The organism is Burkholderia sp. AU33545, assembly GCF_020419685.1.
GTDB lineage: Bacteria > Pseudomonadota > Gammaproteobacteria > Burkholderiales > Burkholderiaceae > Burkholderia > Burkholderia diffusa.
In genome coordinates this window covers 392714-407392 of the sequence record NZ_JAIZRQ010000002.1, presented here as the reverse complement: position 1 = coordinate 407392, position 14679 = coordinate 392714, and the positions used below count along the sequence as shown (strand labels likewise).

Below are 14679 nucleotides of genomic sequence, written 5' to 3'. Positions count from 1 at the left end.
CGGAGCCGATAATAAAGCAGCACGATGCGGACCGCCAGCCGTCCGTCCCGCATGTGCGACACGCCCCGTGGCCGGCCGTGAAAGGCCCGGCGGCCATATCGGGCCGTCCGGAATCGCGTTTCGGCAGCGGCGTGCGGATCGTCGCGATTCTGCCAGCGTGCGCTCGTGTAGGGTTGCTAACGGACTGTAAAGGATCGTCAGATTAACGAGGGCGCGCTGCATTTCTCGTGCCGACGCGGCGGAATCGGCGTGGAAACGGCGCGATCACCGCCCGAAGCCACGCGAACTTCCACCCGTGGCCGCGACCGGTCGTCGTAGCCGGGATCTGTGTACCATCGTACGTATGGCGCGAAGCGCGGCATGGGGCGTCACGGCCCCGTGTGACGGATTTCGCGGAAGCCGTATTGCAACGAAGGTGAGCGCTCCATGCGAAGTTTCTTTGTCCGGTTCATTGCAATCGGCGTGTTGTTCCATCTGTACGTCGGGATGCGGATCATTCCCGACGCGTTCGCGTCGCCGGCGGCGCGCACGATCGCGGCGCTCGTGCTGGCGAGCTTCGTCGTGCTGATTCCGGTCGGCATGTTCTCGCGCCGCTTCGACGAAGGCTGGGCCGCGACGCTGGTCGGCTGGGCCGGCTCGCTCGTGATGGGCTTCTTTTCGTCGCTGCTCGTGCTGACGTTCCTGCGCGAATTCGTGCTGCTCGGCGTGTTCGCGTGGCGGCATCTCGGGCACGACGGCGCGTGGAGCGGCGCTGCAGCCGACACGGCGCTCGGCGTCCTGGCGGCCGCGGTGCTCGTCACCGCGATCGGGTTCGTCGGCGCGCGCCGCACGGCGGCGGTCAAGCGCGTGTCGATTCCGGTCGATGGGCTGCCGGCCGCGCTCGACGGGCTGACGATCGTGCAACTGTCCGACATCCACGTCGGGCCGACGATCAAGCGGCCCTATATCGAACGGATCGTGCGCGCGGTCAATGCGCTCGAGGCCGACCTCGTCGTCGTGACGGGCGACGTGGTCGACGGCTCGGTCAAGCGCCTGCGCGAGCATACGGCGCCGCTCGGCCGCATGCGGTCGCGGCACGGCAGCTTTCTCGTGACGGGCAACCACGAGTATTACGCGGGTGCGCACGAGTGGATCGACGAATTCCGGCGCATCGGGCTGACGGTGCTGCTGAACGAGCACGTGCTGATCGAGCACGACGGCGCGCGCGCGGTGCTCGCGGGCGTGACCGACTTCACCGCCGGCGGGTTCGATCCCGCGCATCGCAGCGACCCCGAGCAGGCGCTGGCGGGCGCGCCGCGCGACGTCGGCACGAAGATCCTGCTCGCGCACCAGCCGCGCAGCGCGGAAGCGGCGAGCCGCGCGGGTTTTACCGTGCAGTTGTCGGGGCATACGCACGGCGGCCAGTTCCTGCCGTGGCCGCCGTTCGTACGGATGCAGCAGCCGGTGATCGGCGGGCTGAGCCGCTTCGGCGATCTGTGGCTCTATACGAGCCGCGGCACCGGATACTGGGGGCCGCCGAACCGTTTCGGCGTGCCGTCCGAGATCGCGCTGATCCGGCTGACGCGCGGCGGTTAGCGAGGCGTCACTCGATGCGCGCGATATCGTCGAAGTCGAAGCGCGGGCTGCGCGGGAACAGGCCGGCCGGGTCGCCGTAGCCGAGATTCACGAGGAAATTGCTCTTGATCGCGGTGCCCGCGAAGAATTCGGCATCGACCTTCGCGCCGTCGAAGCCCGACATCGGGCCCGCATCGAGGCCGAGCGCGCGCGCGGCGAGGATCAGGTACGCGCCTTGCAGCGACGCGTTGCGGAATGCGGTGGCCTCGATCAGCGCAGCGTTGCCGGCGAACCAGCTCCGTGCGTCGGCGTGCGGAAACAGGCGCGGCAAGTGATCGTAGAACGCGAAGTCCATGCCGACGATCACGGTGACGGGCGCGGCCATCGTCTTCGCGAGATTGCCTTCGGACAACGCGGGCTTCAGGCGCGCCTTCGCCTCGGGCGACTTGACGAACACGAAGCGCGCCGGGCTCGAGTTCGCCGACGTCGGGCCGAATTTCGTCAGGTCGATCAGCCGGTGCAGCAGCGCGTCGTCGACGGGTTTGTCCTGCCACGCGTTGTGTGTGCGCGCGGTGCGGAACAGTTGATCGAGGGCGGCATCGGAGAGCGTCGTCATGATGGGATCCGGAAAGAAAGCGGCCGGGTCGCGCCGGCCGGCATGGCGGAAGAAAGCGGCGCCCTGGATAAGGGCGCGCTGCGACACGGCGCGATGATAGCGTGGCGCGCGAAAACGCACCGGCGTCGCAATCGGCGATTCGAGCGCTCGGGCGTGTGACGCGCCGGAATGACAGCGCATGGCGGCGCGCGTCGCCGTTGGCTACCATGCAGACATGGTTCGCCCGGATCGTTCACCCCTGCCTGATTCCGACATGTCGACGCCCGATCTTTTCGCCGATACGCCCGCGCCCGACGTGGACTGGTACCCGGACTGGCTCGCGCCGGCCGAGGCCGATCGCGTGCTGGCCGCGCTGATCGACGAGGTCGCGTGGCGGCAGGACACGATCCGCACGCCACGCGGACGCATTCCGCTGCCGCGGCTCACCGCGTGGCAGGGCGAGCCCGACGCCGTCTACGTGTATTCGGGAATCCGCAACGTGCCCGCGCCGTGGACGCCGGCTGTGCTCGACCTGAAGCGCGCGGTCGAGGCGACCTGCGGCGCGCGCTTCAACAGCGTGCTGCTCAATCGCTACCGCAACGGGCAGGACAGCCTGGGCTGGCATGCGGACAACGAGCCCGAACTCGGCGACGCGCCGGTGATCGCGTCGGTGAGCCTCGGCGCGATGCGCGTGTTCGACCTGCGTCATCGTGTGACCGGCGTCGTGCATGCGTACCGGCTGACGCACGGCAGCCTGCTGGTGATGCGCGGCCGCACGCAGGCCGAATGGCAGCACCGAGTGCCGAAGGCGCCGGCCGTGCAGGGCGAGCGCGTCAACCTGACGTTCCGGCGGGTGGTGACGGCGGAGGCGGGCCCGTAGCCGCGCCGACCGGATGGTTCGCCACCCGGGGTCGCGACCCGTTTTCAACCGATCCAGCCCATCGGTCGTCCATGCGGCACGTTGCCGCACACGTTGTGTGCGTGCGGGGGGAATAGGCCCGTAAGGCCCGTGCCATAAGGATTTCAGGTGGATTTCATCGACCGCCCGGTTCTGATAGGCAGGTGTAAGCCCTGATGGTGCGTCGCAACATTCCTTGACTAGACTGTCGAATAGCTGAAACGCGCCGCGAGCCGGCGCATCTTTTCGACATGTCCGACGCGTTGCCGATGCGGCGCGCAGGGCAGGAGCACAACCCGTGACCGTACTGGACTCATCCCTCGAACCCTCGCTGCACGTCTTCGAACAAGACGGCGGATGGCAATGGGCGCTGACGGTGAAGCGGGCGACCGGCGTCGGGGTGAAAGTCGTTGCATTCAGTCGGGAAGGCTTCCGCGGCGAAGCCGACGCCTATGCCGCCGGTCAGCTCGCGCGCGTCGAGTACGACGCCGCCGTGACGGCCTGACGCCGTCGCGCCGATCCCGTTCGCGGATCGGCGCGGTCGTTTATTTCCATCCGCTTTTCCATCCGTTTCCTTTCGTGCATCGGTCGGGACTATGCCGCCCGATGCCGCGCACGACGCACCCGAACGCATATCGAGCATTGCCGGCAGGCCGCCGTCATACCCGGCGACGTTCCGATGGGCAGTCCTGTCTATCGCTGTTATCCTTCCGATCGCATCAGGCTATATGAAGGCCCCGCGGTCCGGTCGGGCGCATCGGGCCGCCGGCCGCATGAGCCGGATCGTGTTGATCCGGTCCGGTCGAAAATCCATAATCAAGCATTGCGGGTCTTTCTTGAACGCTTCCATTCCGTCCATGTGCAGAGGGTCAATCCAACGATGAGCGGCGCATCGAAACCGCCGGCGAAGCCGGCAAGCGCGCCGCGTGCGACTGCGGGCGAGGACGTCGACCACGACGCGCCGAAGCAGGGCGCCAGCGACGACGAATCGTCCGGCGGCGCGTCGTCGTATCTGGTGCCGGGCCTCGAACGCGGGCTGCGGATCCTCGCCGAATTCTCGGCGCGCGAACCCGTGCTCGGCGCGCCCGAGCTGTCGAAGCGCATCGGCATCCCGCGCACGACCACCTTCCGCCTGCTGCAGACGCTCGAGGCGCTCGGTTTTCTCGAGCGCGTGAACGGCGACCGCCATTTCCGGCTCAGCGTCGGCGTGCTGCGGCTCGGCTTCGAATACCTGAATTCGCTGGAACTGACCGATCTCGGCACACCCGTGCTCGAACGGCTGCGCGACGCGACGGGCCTGTCGACGCACCTGCTGATCCGCGACCAGCGCGACGTCGTGTTCGTCGCGAAGGCGCAGAGCAACACGTCGATGTTCGGTTCGGTGAAGGTACACGTCGGCACGCGGCTGCCCGCGCACGCGACCGTGCACGGGCACGTGCTGATGGGCGACCTCACGCGCGACGCGTTGCGTCAGCTGTACCCGGAAAAGCGGCTCGAACAATTTACCGAACGCACGCCGGGCACCGTCGACGAACTTTACGAGCGCGTGCGTCACTACGCGCGGCTCGGCTACGCGGTCAGCGAGGCCGCGTTCGAGAGCGGCATCTCGGCCGTGACCGCACCCGTGCGCGACCATTCGGGCGCGATCGTCGCGGCGATCACCGCGACGGTGCCGCGCTCGGAGATCGGCGAGGCCGGCGAGAAGGAGCGCCTCGTCGAAGCGGTTTGCGGTGCGGCGGTCGACCTGTCGCAGCGCCTGAACTACCGGCCGCTCGAAAGCGACCCGACATTCGCGCACGCGCGCCACCGGGTCGCGATGTTCTGATCCGTCGCACGCGCCGCGTCGTGCGGCGTTATCCATCCATCGCCAATGAAAAAGAGCAGCCCGCGGGCTGCTCTTTTCGTTTCCGGCCTCGGGCGCGTGCGCCCGTCGCCGCTCAGAACGAATGGTGGATGCCGGTCAGCACGATCACCTGGTTCGCGGTGCTCGAAGCGCCGGCCGTGAAGAACGCGGCCTTCGCGCCGCCCGAGCCGTGCTCGTACAGCACGTTCGCGTACAGCTGCGTGCGCTTGGACAGCGAATAGATGTCCCCGAGCTCGACCTGCGTCCAGCGGCGGCCGGCCAGCGTCGTGGTCGCCGCGCCGCCCGCGATCGTGTTGAACGCGCTGCTGCGGTAGTTCACGCCCGCGTCGTAGCTCTGGAACGTATCCGAAAAGCCGTTCGACTGCATCTTCGTGCGCGTGTACAGGCCGTGCACGAGGAAGTCGCCGAACTGGTACGACGCGCCCGCGCCGATGTTCTCGACCTTGCTCGCGATGTAGCCGTTCGCGGTGTTCTGCCCCTGGAACGACGTGATGCCGGTCGTGCCGATCAGGATCGAGCGGTCATGCTCGTTCGAGTACACGGCGGACGCCTTGAACGGCCCGTTCGCATAGTTCAGCGCGACGCCGACCGACTTGCCGGTCGAGAAGTTCGTCGTGTTGCCGAGCGCCATCGTCGCCGCGGCCGAAAAGCCGGCGAAGCTCGGCGAACGGTACTTGACCGAGTTGTTATACGGCACGTTGCCGGTCGCGGCGAGCCCGTCGATGTTGCCGGGGTGGAACGCATACCAGCTCATCGCGAGGTAGGCCGTGCTGAGCGGATCGAGATAGTCGAACGTCAGCGGCGTCTGCCGGCCGAGCGTCAGCGTGCCGTAGCGTTCCGAGCTGAGGCCGACGAATGCCGCGCGGTTCCAGATCGTGTTCGCGGTCGCGAACTGGCCGTTGTTCGTATAGAAGCCGTTTTCGAGCTGGAAGATCGCCGACAGGCCGTCGCCGAGGTCTTCCTTGCCCTTCAGGCCCCACCGATCGGGCTGCGTATTGCCCTGGATCATCGCCCACTTCGCATGGCCGCCGACGTTGTTCACGTACGCGACGCCCGCATCCATGCTGCCGTACAGCACCACGCTGCTCTGCGCCCACGCGCCCGACGCGGCGCCCAATCCGATGACTGCCGCTGCTACCGCATGCTTGACCATTTGATCTCCTGAATCTCCAACCTGATGAAAACGTGCCGTGGCGGCACGCGCGGGAACGGCCGGCCGTCGCGCGTTTTCGCCATCGAGTGGGCATTCGTGTGTTCCATATAAGGAACAATGTGCCTCTGATGGAATGGAGTATAGAGGCGTCCAGCACCGGATCAAAAATAATTTTTTCGGGACGGATGGGTTTCGGGCCGATGCCCGGTGTCGGCGCGCGAAGCCCGCGTAAACCCGGTAAATCCCCGCCATATAACAAAAAAATTCGTTTGACGAGATCGGCGCGAGAGAGCGCCGACCCAACGGTCAGTGTTTTCCCTAGGACGTGCAGCTTTTTGTTTTACTCGCGGAAAGTCGCTCCTATAATCACCATCCATAAACTGCTGTTCCGGATATGGAACAAATCCGGAGCGAACCGAGAGTCGATCAGAAGGAAAGGTGTGAGATGTCTGAACAATGGGTTTGTGCCGGGCACGCCGGCGCGCTGTCGGAAGACACGCCGATCGAGTTCAAGCGGACCGACGGCGTCGAAATCGGGATCTACCGCGTCGGCGACGAGGTATATGCGCTCGAGAACGTGTGCCCGCATGCATACGCGCTACTGACGCAGGGGTTCGTCGACGAAGGCACCGTCGAATGCCCGCTGCACGAGGCCGTGTTCGACATCAAGACGGGCGAATGCCTGAAGGGTCCGGGCGGACGCGCACTGAAGCAGTACGCGGTGCGGCTGGCCGGCGAGGAAATCCAGATCAAGGTGGAATGACATGAAAGAAGCGACCGTCAACTTCAATCCCTTCCTGAAGCCGTGGGTGGCGCCGCAGCCGAACAACGTCGCCGGCAAGGGGCAGATCGAGATCCCGGGCCAGGTCGAGAACCAGGTCTGGCAGAACCGCAAGGCCGAGCCCACCCAATATGAAAACGACCTCGGCGACGCGCTCGAACGCGTGTTCGAGAGCGGGGCGACCGAGCTGGACGATGTCGTCGCGGGCCTGAACCGCATCGGCTTTCGCGCGCCGGACGGCACGGCGTGGACGCCTGAGCGCTTTCGCGCCGAAATGGCCTCGCTGGCGGAATGAGCGCGCGCACCGCGTGACCGCCGACCCGACGACAACCGCATCCGGAGCACACTGATGACGTCCCCCGCACAACACGAAACACAACACGACCCGGTCCGCGCGTATCTCGACCGCGGCATCAAGAACTACTGGTATCCCGTCGCCCCGAGCTGGCAGGTGTCGAACGCGCCCGTCGGCCTTACGCGCCTGTCCGAGCAGATCGTGCTGTGGCGCGATCACGAAGGCAAGGTTCACGCGCTGGAAGATCGCTGCCCGCACCGCGGCGCGCGCCTGTCGCTCGGCTGGAACCTCGGCGGCAACATCGCCTGCTGGTATCACGGCATCGAAGTCGACGGCGGCGGTACCGTCAATCGCGTGCCGGCGGTCGCGAACTGTCCGCTCGAAGGCATGAAGTGCGTGAAGTCCTATCCGGTCGAAGAGAAGGCCGGCGCGATCTTCCTGTGGTTCGGCGACGAAGCGCACGGCGAGCCGGCGCCGCTGAACCTGCCCGAGGAACTGGTCGACGACGCATACGGCCACTTCCTGTGCGTGTCGAACTGGAAGTGCAATTACCAGTACGCGATCGACAACGTGATGGACCCGATGCACGGCGCGTACCTCCATGCCACCTCGCACTCGATGGCCGAAGGCGACAAGCAGGCCGACATGCGCGTGCGCAAGACGGAAACGGGCCTGATGTTCGAGAAGATCGGCCAACGCGACGTGAACTTCGACTGGGTCGAGCTCGGCGAAACGGGCTGCCTGTGGATGCGCCTCGCGATTCCGTACAAGCAGAAGTTCGGCCCGGGCGGCAATTTCGGGATCATTGGCTTCGCGACGCCGGTCGACGGCGACAATTGCCAGGTCTATTTCTGGCGCACCCGCAAGGTCAGCGGCTGGCAGCGCGACGTGTGGCGCTTCATGTACCGCAACCGCCTCGAGGGCCTGCACTGGGACGTGCTCGAGCAGGACCGCTACGTCCTCGAAAGCCTCGCGCCGAATGCGCGCGATCACGAATACCTGTACCAGCACGACGTCGGCATGACGCGCGTGCGCCGGATGCTGCGCACGCGTGCGCAGGAGCATCTTTCCGCGCTCGACGCGCATCGCGCGGCGCAGGCGCAGGCCGCATCGGAGCCGGCAAATGGCTGAGCGCGCTCCGGTCGTGTCGCTCGCGGGTCGCCGCGTGCTCGTCACGGGCGGCGCGCGCGGGCTCGGCGCGGCGTTCGTGACGGCGCTCGTCGACGCGGGCGCGCAGGTCGCGTTCGGCGACGTGCTGGCCGACGAAGGCCGTGCGCTTGCCGCACAACTCTGCGAAGCGGGCCACGTCGCGCATTTCTTCGCACTTGATCTCGCCGATCCGGCGAGCGTCACCGCGTTCGTCGCGCAGGGCGCGGCGGCGCTCGGCGGCATCGACGCGCTGATCAACAACGCGGCGATCACGAACTCGGGCGGCAAGCTGTCGACGGAACTCGACGTGTCGACGTGGGATGCGGTGATGAACGTGAACGTGCGCGGCGTGTGGCTCGTCAGCAACGCGGCGCTGCCGTACCTCGCACAGTCGGGCCGTGGCGCGATCGTGAACCTTGCATCGGATACCGCGCTCTGGGGCGCGCCGAAGCTGCTCGCGTACGTCGCGAGCAAGGGCGCCGTGATCGCGATGACGCATGCGCAAGCGCGCGAGTTCGGCGCGCACGGCGTGACGGTCAACGCGATCGCGCCGGGGCTGACCGAAGTCGAGGCGACGGCCTACGTGCCGGCCGAGCGCCACGCGTTCTACATGCAGGGCCGCGCGCTGACGCGCGCGCAGGTGCCCGACGACGTGACGGGCCCCGTGCTGTTCCTGCTGTCGGACGGCGCGCGCTTCGTGACGGGTCAACTGCTGCCGGTCAACGGCGGCTTCGTAATGAATTGAATTGAAGTTTCACTCTGAATGAAGGAGAGGACGATGGCGGATGCAGATCTCGAACGCAAGTCGTGGGACCAGCCGGAAGGCGCAAGCTTCGGCGACTGGATGGAAGGGCGTGTCGCGCGCTACGCGACGCGGCGCTACGACTGGGATGCGCTGAAGTTCCAGGCCGACTACGACCCGAAGTATCGCCGTGCGCAGATGCGCTACGTCGGCACGGGCGGCACGGGCGTCGCGAAGGACGTCAACACGGTGCCGGCCGGCAACTTCACGTTTTCGACGATGGTCATCCCGGCCGGCAACATCGGCCCGAGCCACATCCACATCGACGTCGAGGAAATCTTCTTCGTGCTGCGCGGCAAGATGAAGGTGATCTGCGAGCGCGACGGCGAGACCTGGGAAGCGATCCTCGGTGAGCGCGACCTGATCTCGGTGCCGCCGGGCGTGTATCGCACGGAAATCAACATCGGCGAGGAAGACGCGCTGATGTGCGTGATGCTCGGTTCGCCGAAGCCCATCACGCCGACGTATCCGCCGGATTCGCCGCTCGCGAAGATCAAGCGCTGAGACGGGGCGGAGCAAGCAATGAGTGTCATCGACAAACGTGAACGCGACCGCACCGCGGCGTTCGCCGCGCTGCTCGGGCAGTTTCCCGAACAGCGCTGCGCGGCCGGCGCGGCGGGCACGATCGGTTATCGCGAGGCCGGCGCGCAGCATGCGGGCCACGCGCTGCCCGTCGTGCTGCTGCACGGGATCGGCTCGGGCGCTGCATCGTGGGTGCGCCAGCTCGACACGCTCGGCGCGTCGCGACGCGTCCTGGCGTGGGATGCGCCCGGCTACGGCGTGTCGACCCCCGTGCACGGCGCGTCGCCGGCGGCCGCCGACTACGCGGCGTCGCTGAACGCGTGGCTCGAGGCACTCGGCATCGAACGCTGCGTGCTGGTCGGGCATTCGCTCGGCGCGATCGTCGCAGGCGGGTTGGCCCGTCTGATGCCCGCGCGGATCGCCGGCCTGCTGCTGATCTCGCCCGCGGGCGGTTACGGCAGCGCGCCCGCGGAAACGCGCGACACGCGCCGCGATGCACGCCTTGCCCTGCTCGAGGAACTCGGCCCGGCCGGACTCGCCGAGCAGCGCAGCGGCAACATGCTGTCGGGCGTCGCGAGCGAGGATGCGCGTGCGTGGGTGCGCTGGAACATGGCGCGCATCGTGCCGGCCGGCTATGCGCAGGCCACGCATCTGCTCGCGAACGCCGATCTCGCTTCCGATCTCGCCGGCTTTCGCGGTCGCACGGCGGTGGCGGTCGGCGCGAACGACGCGATCACGCCGCCTGCCGCGTGCGAGCGCATCGCCGCGGCAGCGCACGTCGGGTTGCAGGTGATTCCGCAGGCAGGTCATGCGGGTTACGTGGAAGCACCGGGGGTTTATTCGTCGCTGATCGACGCGTTCTGCCGTCAGTGCGATCGTCAACGGGGGCTGGAATGAGCGAACCGTTGCAGCAGCAGGATGCGGACTCCGCGAAGTCCGAGGCCAACTACGTGGTGCCGGGCCTCGAACGCGGTTTGCGAATCCTCGCCGAATTCTCGCCGCGTGAGCCGGTACTGGGCGCGCCGGAGTTGTCCAAGCGGCTCGGCATTCCGCGCACGACGGTGTTCCGTCTGCTGCAGACGCTCGAATCGCTCGGCTTTCTCGAGCGCGCGGACAAGGATCGAAACTACAAGCTCGGCATCGCCGTACTGCGGCTCGGCTTCGAATACCTGAGCTCGCTCGAGTTGACCGATCTCGGCCTGCCCGTGATCGAGAGCCTGCGCGACGCGACCGGTTTCACGACGCACATCGTGATCCGCGACGGCCGCGACGTGGTGTTCGTCGCGAAAGCGCAGAGCCAGTCGCCGGTGTTCAGCTCGATTCGCGTGAACGTCGGCACCCGCTTGCCCGCGTATGCAACGACGCACGGCCACGTGCTGATGGGCGACCTGTCGTTGAATGAGCTGCGCGCGCTGTATCCGGAGGGCACGCTGAACCGGATGACGAGCGCGACGCCGGAGACGGTCGACGCGCTGTACGAAGTGATCCGCGAGGATGCGCTGCGCGGCTACGGCGTCAGCAATTCGTCGTTCGAACGCGGCATTTCGGTGGTCACGGCGCCGGTGCGCAACGACACGCAGAGGATCGTCGCGTGCATCACCGTGACGGTGCCTCGGCCGGAGATCGACGCGGCGCTGATCGCCGACGGCCTGATCGACAAGGTGCAGCGCGCGGCGGCGGAACTGTCGCGGCGGCTCAATTACCGCTCGGATGACGAGCACACGTTTATGAAGGCTTTAGGACTCCGATGATTGAGATCGATCTGACGGGGCAGGTGGCGGTGGTGACGGGCGGTTCGTCCGGCATCGGCCTCGCGACTGCCGAACGGTTCCTGCAGGCCGGCGCGTCGGTCGCGATTTGCGGCCGCGACGGCGAACGCCTCGCGCGCGCGCAAGCGCTGCTCGGCGAGAAATACCCGGACGCGCAACTGCTCGCCGTGCGCTGCAACGTGCTCGACGAAGCCGATGTGGCCGCGTTCGCGCAGGCCGTGTCCGACCGCTTCGGCCGCGCCGACATGCTGGTCAACAACGCGGGCCAGGGCCGCGTGTCGACCTTCGCGGACACGACCGACGACGCATGGCGCGAAGAGCTCGATCTGAAGTACTTCAGCATCATCCGCCCGACGCGCGCCTTCCTGCCGCTGCTGCGCGACGCGCAGGCGCCGACGATCACCTGCGTGAACTCGCTGCTCGCGCTGCAGCCGGAGCCGCACATGGTCGCGACGTCGTCGGCGCGCGCGGGTGTGCTGAGCCTCGTGAAGTCGCTCGCGACCGAACTCGCGCCGCAGCGCATCCGCGTGAACTCGATCCTGATCGGCATCGTCGAGTCGGGTCAATGGCGCCGCCGCTACGAAGCGCAGGCGCAGGCCGGCGAAAGCTGGGAGGACTGGACGGGCGCGCTCGCCCGCAAGAAGAACATCCCGCTGAACCGCTTCGGCAAGCCTGACGAGGCAGCCTGGGCACTTTTTTATCTCGCTACGCATCTGTCGTCCTACACGACGGGCAGCCATATCGACGTTTCTGGAGGCTTTGCACGCCATGTCTAAAAAAACCACGGTTGGCGAGCTGATTGCCGCCTTTCTCGAGCAGTGCGACGTCAAAACCGCATTCGGTGTCATCTCGATCCACAACATGCCGATCCTCGACGCGATCAACTCGCGCGGCAACATCCGGTATGTCGGTGCGCGCGGTGAAGCGGGCGCGGTGAACATGGCCGACGGCCTCGCCCGCGTGTCGGGCGGCCTCGGCGTCGCGTTCACGAGCACCGGCACGGCGGCGGGCAACGCCGCTGGTGCGATGGTCGAGGCGCTGACGGCCGGCACCGCGCTGCTGCACATTACGGGGCAGATCGAGACGCCGTACCTCGACCAGGATCTCGCCTACATCCACGAAGCGCCGGACCAGCTCACGATGCTCGACGCGATCTCGAAGGCCGCGTTCCGCGTGCGCACGGTCGAGACCGTGCTGCCGACGATCCGCGAAGCGGTGCGCATCGCGCAGACCGCGCCGACGGGGCCCGTGTCGGTCGAGATTCCGATCGACATCCAGGCTGCCGAAATCGAATGGCCGGAAGATCTCGCGCCGGCGCACGTCGCGGTGCGCGAGCACGACGACGCACGCGTCGCGAAGCTCGCCGATGCGCTGGCGGCCAAGCGCCGTCCGCTGTTGTGGATCGGCGGCGGTGCGCGCCACGCCCGTGCGGAAGTCGAACGCCTGGTGAAGCTCGGCTTCGGCGTCGTGACGAGCGTGCAGGGGCGCGGCGTGCTGCCGGAAGATCACCCGGCGACGCTCGGCGCGTTCAACGTGCATGCGTCCGTCGAAGCGTTCTACAAGACCTGCGACGCGCTCGTCGTGGTCGGCTCGCGCCTGCGCGGCAACGAGACGCTGAAGTACAAGCTCGCGCTGCCGCAGCCGCTGTTCCGCATCGACGCCGACGCGCTCGCCGACAACCGCGGCTATCGCAACGAGCTGTTCGTGCACGGCGATTCGAAGCGCGTGCTGGCCGAGCTGGCCGATCGCCTCGAAGGCCGCCTGTCCGTCGATCCGCAGTTCGCGGCCGATCTCGCGGCGGCACGCGAGCAGGCCGTCGCCAGCGTGTCGGAAGGTCTCGGGCCCTACAAGAAGCTGGTCGATACGCTACAGGGCGCGGTGGGCCGCGACTACAACTGGGTGCGCGACGTGACGATTTCGAACAGCACGTGGGGCAACCGCCTGCTGAAAATCTTCGAACCGCGCGCTGGCGTGCATGCGCTCGGCGGCGGCATCGGCCAGGGCATCCAGATGGGCATCGGCGCGGCACTGGCCGGCGCGGCGGCGAAGACGGTCTGCCTGGTCGGCGACGGCGGCCTGATGGTCAACGTCGGCGAGCTCGTGACGGCCGTGCAGGAAAACGCGAACGTGATGATCGTGCTGATGAACGACCAGTGCTACGGCGTGATCCGCAACATCCAGGACGCGCACTATGGCGGCCGCCGCTGCTTCGTGCAGCTGCACCAGCCGGATTTCGCACAGTTCTGCGCGAGTTTCGGCCTCACGCACTACCGGATCTCGTCGCTCGACCAGGCCGAAGCGATCGTGCGCGAAGGGATGGCAAAGGAAGGGCCGGTGATGGTCGAGGTCGACATGCTGTCGGTCGGCTCGTTCGCATCGCAGTTCGCAGGCCCGCCGGTGAAGAAGGAAGAAACGCCGTCGGAGCGGCAGTATGCGTAACAACCACGCCCACGGGCATGCGCCCGTCGACATCGCGATGATCGGCTTCGGCGCGATCGGTGCGGCCGTGTACCACGCGGTCGAGCACGATGCATCGTTGCGCGTCGCGCACGTGATCGTGCCCGAGCACCAGCGCGACGCGGTGCAGCGTGAGCTCGGAAGCGCGGTGGAGGTCGTATCGTCGGTCGATGCACTGGCCCACCTGCCCGAGTTCGCGCTCGAATGCGCGGGCCACGGCGCGCTCGTCGATCACGTCGTGCCGCTGCTGAAGGCCGGCACCGATTGCGCGGTCGCATCGATCGGCGCGCTGTCCGACCTTGCGCTGCTCGACGTGCTGTCGCAGGCCGCCGACGAAGGCGACGCGACGCTGACGCTGCTGTCCGGCGCGATCGGCGGAATCGACGCGTTGGCGTCGGCGAAGCAGGGCGGCCTCGACGAGGTGCTGTACGTCGGCCGCAAGCCGCCGCTCGGCTGGCTCGGCACGCCTGCCGAGGCGTTGTGCGACTTGCGTGCGATGACCGAAGAGAAGGTCATCTTCGAGGGCACCGCACGCGACGCCGCGCGGCTGTATCCGAAGAACGCGAACGTCGCGGCGACGGTCGCGCTCGCGGGCCTCGGCCTCGACGCGACGCGCGTGCGCCTGATTGCCGATCCGGCCGTCGCGCGTAACGTGCACCGCATTACCGCACGCGGCGCATTCGGCGAAATGTCGCTCGAAATGAGCGGCAAGCCGTTGCCCGACAACCCGAAGACGTCCGCGTTGACCGCGTACAGCGCGATCCGCGCGCTGCGCAACCGCGCGGCCCGCTGCGTGATCTGAGCGTGCGACGCAGCCATTCGGGCCATTGAACGGCCGCC

16 protein-coding genes are annotated in these 14679 nt (G+C 67.3%); 14 read left to right on the top strand and 2 right to left on the bottom strand.

Annotated elements, in window-relative coordinates; genetic code table 11:
- The first annotated feature begins 426 nt into the window (after window positions 1–426).
- Window positions 427–1575 carry a metallophosphoesterase gene (locus tag LGM71_RS07685; RefSeq protein ID WP_059608477.1) on the top strand — a complete coding sequence of 383 codons (1149 nt, stop codon included), beginning with the start codon at window positions 427–429 and terminating at the stop codon, window positions 1573–1575.
- 7 nt (window positions 1576–1582) lie between these two features.
- Here the strand turns inward: LGM71_RS07685 and LGM71_RS07680 are convergent, their stop codons facing one another.
- Entirely contained in the window at window positions 1583–2170 is a 588-nt protein-coding gene (locus tag LGM71_RS07680) for a malonic semialdehyde reductase (RefSeq protein WP_059608503.1), read from the bottom strand.
- 253 nt (window positions 2171–2423) lie between these two features.
- Between LGM71_RS07680 and LGM71_RS07675 the strand changes: the two genes are divergently transcribed.
- From LGM71_RS07675 to LGM71_RS07665, 3 genes are all read left to right on the top strand, one after another.
- Window positions 2424–3029, top strand: coding sequence for an alpha-ketoglutarate-dependent dioxygenase AlkB family protein (locus LGM71_RS07675; protein WP_059608476.1), 606 nt, complete (start codon window positions 2424–2426; stop codon window positions 3027–3029).
- 316 nt (window positions 3030–3345) lie between these two features.
- The gene (locus LGM71_RS07670; protein ID WP_174912242.1) at window positions 3346–3552 is read left to right on the top strand and encodes a hypothetical protein; all 207 of its coding nucleotides are present in this window, start codon (window positions 3346–3348) and stop codon (window positions 3550–3552) included.
- 375 nt (window positions 3553–3927) lie between these two features.
- Window positions 3928–4872, top strand: a complete 945-nt coding sequence (locus LGM71_RS07665) for an IclR family transcriptional regulator (RefSeq protein WP_124904921.1) — start codon at window positions 3928–3930, stop codon at window positions 4870–4872.
- Window positions 4873–4984: 112 nt separating this feature from the next.
- Here the strand turns inward: LGM71_RS07665 and LGM71_RS07660 are convergent, their stop codons facing one another.
- Complete coding sequence (locus LGM71_RS07660; RefSeq protein ID WP_124628972.1) at window positions 4985–6064, bottom strand: porin; 1080 nt, start codon at window positions 6062–6064, stop codon at window positions 4985–4987.
- 445 nt (window positions 6065–6509) lie between these two features.
- Here LGM71_RS07660 and LGM71_RS07655 point away from each other — a divergent pair, with 445 nt between their 5' ends.
- The 10 genes from LGM71_RS07655 to LGM71_RS07610 are packed head-to-tail and all read left to right on the top strand — an operon-like array spanning window position 6510 to window position 14641.
- A complete protein-coding gene (locus LGM71_RS07655) occupies window positions 6510–6827 on the top strand; it encodes a non-heme iron oxygenase ferredoxin subunit (RefSeq protein WP_006758060.1) in 318 nt (105 codons plus the stop codon).
- 1 nt (window position 6828) lies between these two features.
- Window positions 6829–7140, top strand: coding sequence for a recombinase-like helix-turn-helix domain-containing protein (locus tag LGM71_RS07650; protein WP_059608472.1), 312 nt, complete (start codon window positions 6829–6831; stop codon window positions 7138–7140).
- A gap of 54 nt (window positions 7141–7194) precedes the next feature.
- Entirely contained in the window at window positions 7195–8271 is a 1077-nt protein-coding gene (locus LGM71_RS07645; RefSeq protein ID WP_059608471.1) for an aromatic ring-hydroxylating oxygenase subunit alpha, read from the top strand.
- On the top strand, window positions 8264–9034 hold the full coding sequence (locus tag LGM71_RS07640) for an SDR family oxidoreductase (protein ID WP_124628974.1): 771 nt from the start codon (window positions 8264–8266) through the stop codon (window positions 9032–9034). Before LGM71_RS07645 ends, LGM71_RS07640 begins: the two co-directional genes overlap by 8 nt.
- Window positions 9035–9067: 33 nt before the next feature.
- Complete coding sequence (locus LGM71_RS07635; protein ID WP_009692519.1) at window positions 9068–9595, top strand: cupin domain-containing protein; 528 nt, start codon at window positions 9068–9070, stop codon at window positions 9593–9595.
- Between the two features lie 18 nt (window positions 9596–9613).
- Window positions 9614–10510, top strand: a complete 897-nt coding sequence (locus tag LGM71_RS07630; RefSeq protein ID WP_226114520.1) for an alpha/beta fold hydrolase — start codon at window positions 9614–9616, stop codon at window positions 10508–10510.
- A complete protein-coding gene (locus LGM71_RS07625) occupies window positions 10507–11364 on the top strand; it encodes an IclR family transcriptional regulator (protein WP_059608468.1) in 858 nt (285 codons plus the stop codon). Before LGM71_RS07630 ends, LGM71_RS07625 begins: the two co-directional genes overlap by 4 nt.
- Window positions 11361–12158, top strand: a complete 798-nt coding sequence (locus tag LGM71_RS07620) for an SDR family oxidoreductase (protein WP_059686267.1) — start codon at window positions 11361–11363, stop codon at window positions 12156–12158. The genes LGM71_RS07625 and LGM71_RS07620 overlap by 4 nt, the downstream gene beginning before the upstream one ends.
- On the top strand, window positions 12151–13821 hold the full coding sequence (locus LGM71_RS07615) for a thiamine pyrophosphate-binding protein (RefSeq protein WP_059686269.1): 1671 nt from the start codon (window positions 12151–12153) through the stop codon (window positions 13819–13821). Before LGM71_RS07620 ends, LGM71_RS07615 begins: the two co-directional genes overlap by 8 nt.
- Complete coding sequence (locus LGM71_RS07610) at window positions 13814–14641, top strand: aspartate dehydrogenase (protein ID WP_059608465.1); 828 nt, start codon at window positions 13814–13816, stop codon at window positions 14639–14641. The genes LGM71_RS07615 and LGM71_RS07610 overlap by 8 nt, the downstream gene beginning before the upstream one ends.
- Window positions 14642–14679: the final 38 nt, after the last annotated feature.

Coding starts and splice junctions, on each gene's coding strand:
- LGM71_RS07665 (WP_124904921.1), top strand. CDS start 3,928: ATGAGCGGCGCATCGAAACCGCCGGCGAAGCCGGCAAGCGCGCCGCGT.
- LGM71_RS07630 (WP_226114520.1), top strand. CDS start 9,614: ATGAGTGTCATCGACAAACGTGAACGCGACCGCACCGCGGCGTTCGCC.
- LGM71_RS07610 (WP_059608465.1), top strand. CDS start 13,814: ATGCGTAACAACCACGCCCACGGGCATGCGCCCGTCGACATCGCGATG.
- LGM71_RS07685 (WP_059608477.1), top strand. CDS start 427: ATGCGAAGTTTCTTTGTCCGGTTCATTGCAATCGGCGTGTTGTTCCAT.
- LGM71_RS07655 (WP_006758060.1), top strand. CDS start 6,510: ATGTCTGAACAATGGGTTTGTGCCGGGCACGCCGGCGCGCTGTCGGAA.
- LGM71_RS07645 (WP_059608471.1), top strand. CDS start 7,195: ATGACGTCCCCCGCACAACACGAAACACAACACGACCCGGTCCGCGCG.
- LGM71_RS07615 (WP_059686269.1), top strand. CDS start 12,151: ATGTCTAAAAAAACCACGGTTGGCGAGCTGATTGCCGCCTTTCTCGAG.
- LGM71_RS07620 (WP_059686267.1), top strand. CDS start 11,361: ATGATTGAGATCGATCTGACGGGGCAGGTGGCGGTGGTGACGGGCGGT.
- LGM71_RS07635 (WP_009692519.1), top strand. CDS start 9,068: ATGGCGGATGCAGATCTCGAACGCAAGTCGTGGGACCAGCCGGAAGGC.
- LGM71_RS07675 (WP_059608476.1), top strand. CDS start 2,424: ATGTCGACGCCCGATCTTTTCGCCGATACGCCCGCGCCCGACGTGGAC.
- LGM71_RS07650 (WP_059608472.1), top strand. CDS start 6,829: ATGAAAGAAGCGACCGTCAACTTCAATCCCTTCCTGAAGCCGTGGGTG.
- LGM71_RS07640 (WP_124628974.1), top strand. CDS start 8,264: ATGGCTGAGCGCGCTCCGGTCGTGTCGCTCGCGGGTCGCCGCGTGCTC.
- LGM71_RS07660 (WP_124628972.1), bottom strand. CDS start 6,064: ATGGTCAAGCATGCGGTAGCAGCGGCAGTCATCGGATTGGGCGCCGCG.
- LGM71_RS07625 (WP_059608468.1), top strand. CDS start 10,507: ATGAGCGAACCGTTGCAGCAGCAGGATGCGGACTCCGCGAAGTCCGAG.
- LGM71_RS07680 (WP_059608503.1), bottom strand. CDS start 2,170: ATGACGACGCTCTCCGATGCCGCCCTCGATCAACTGTTCCGCACCGCG.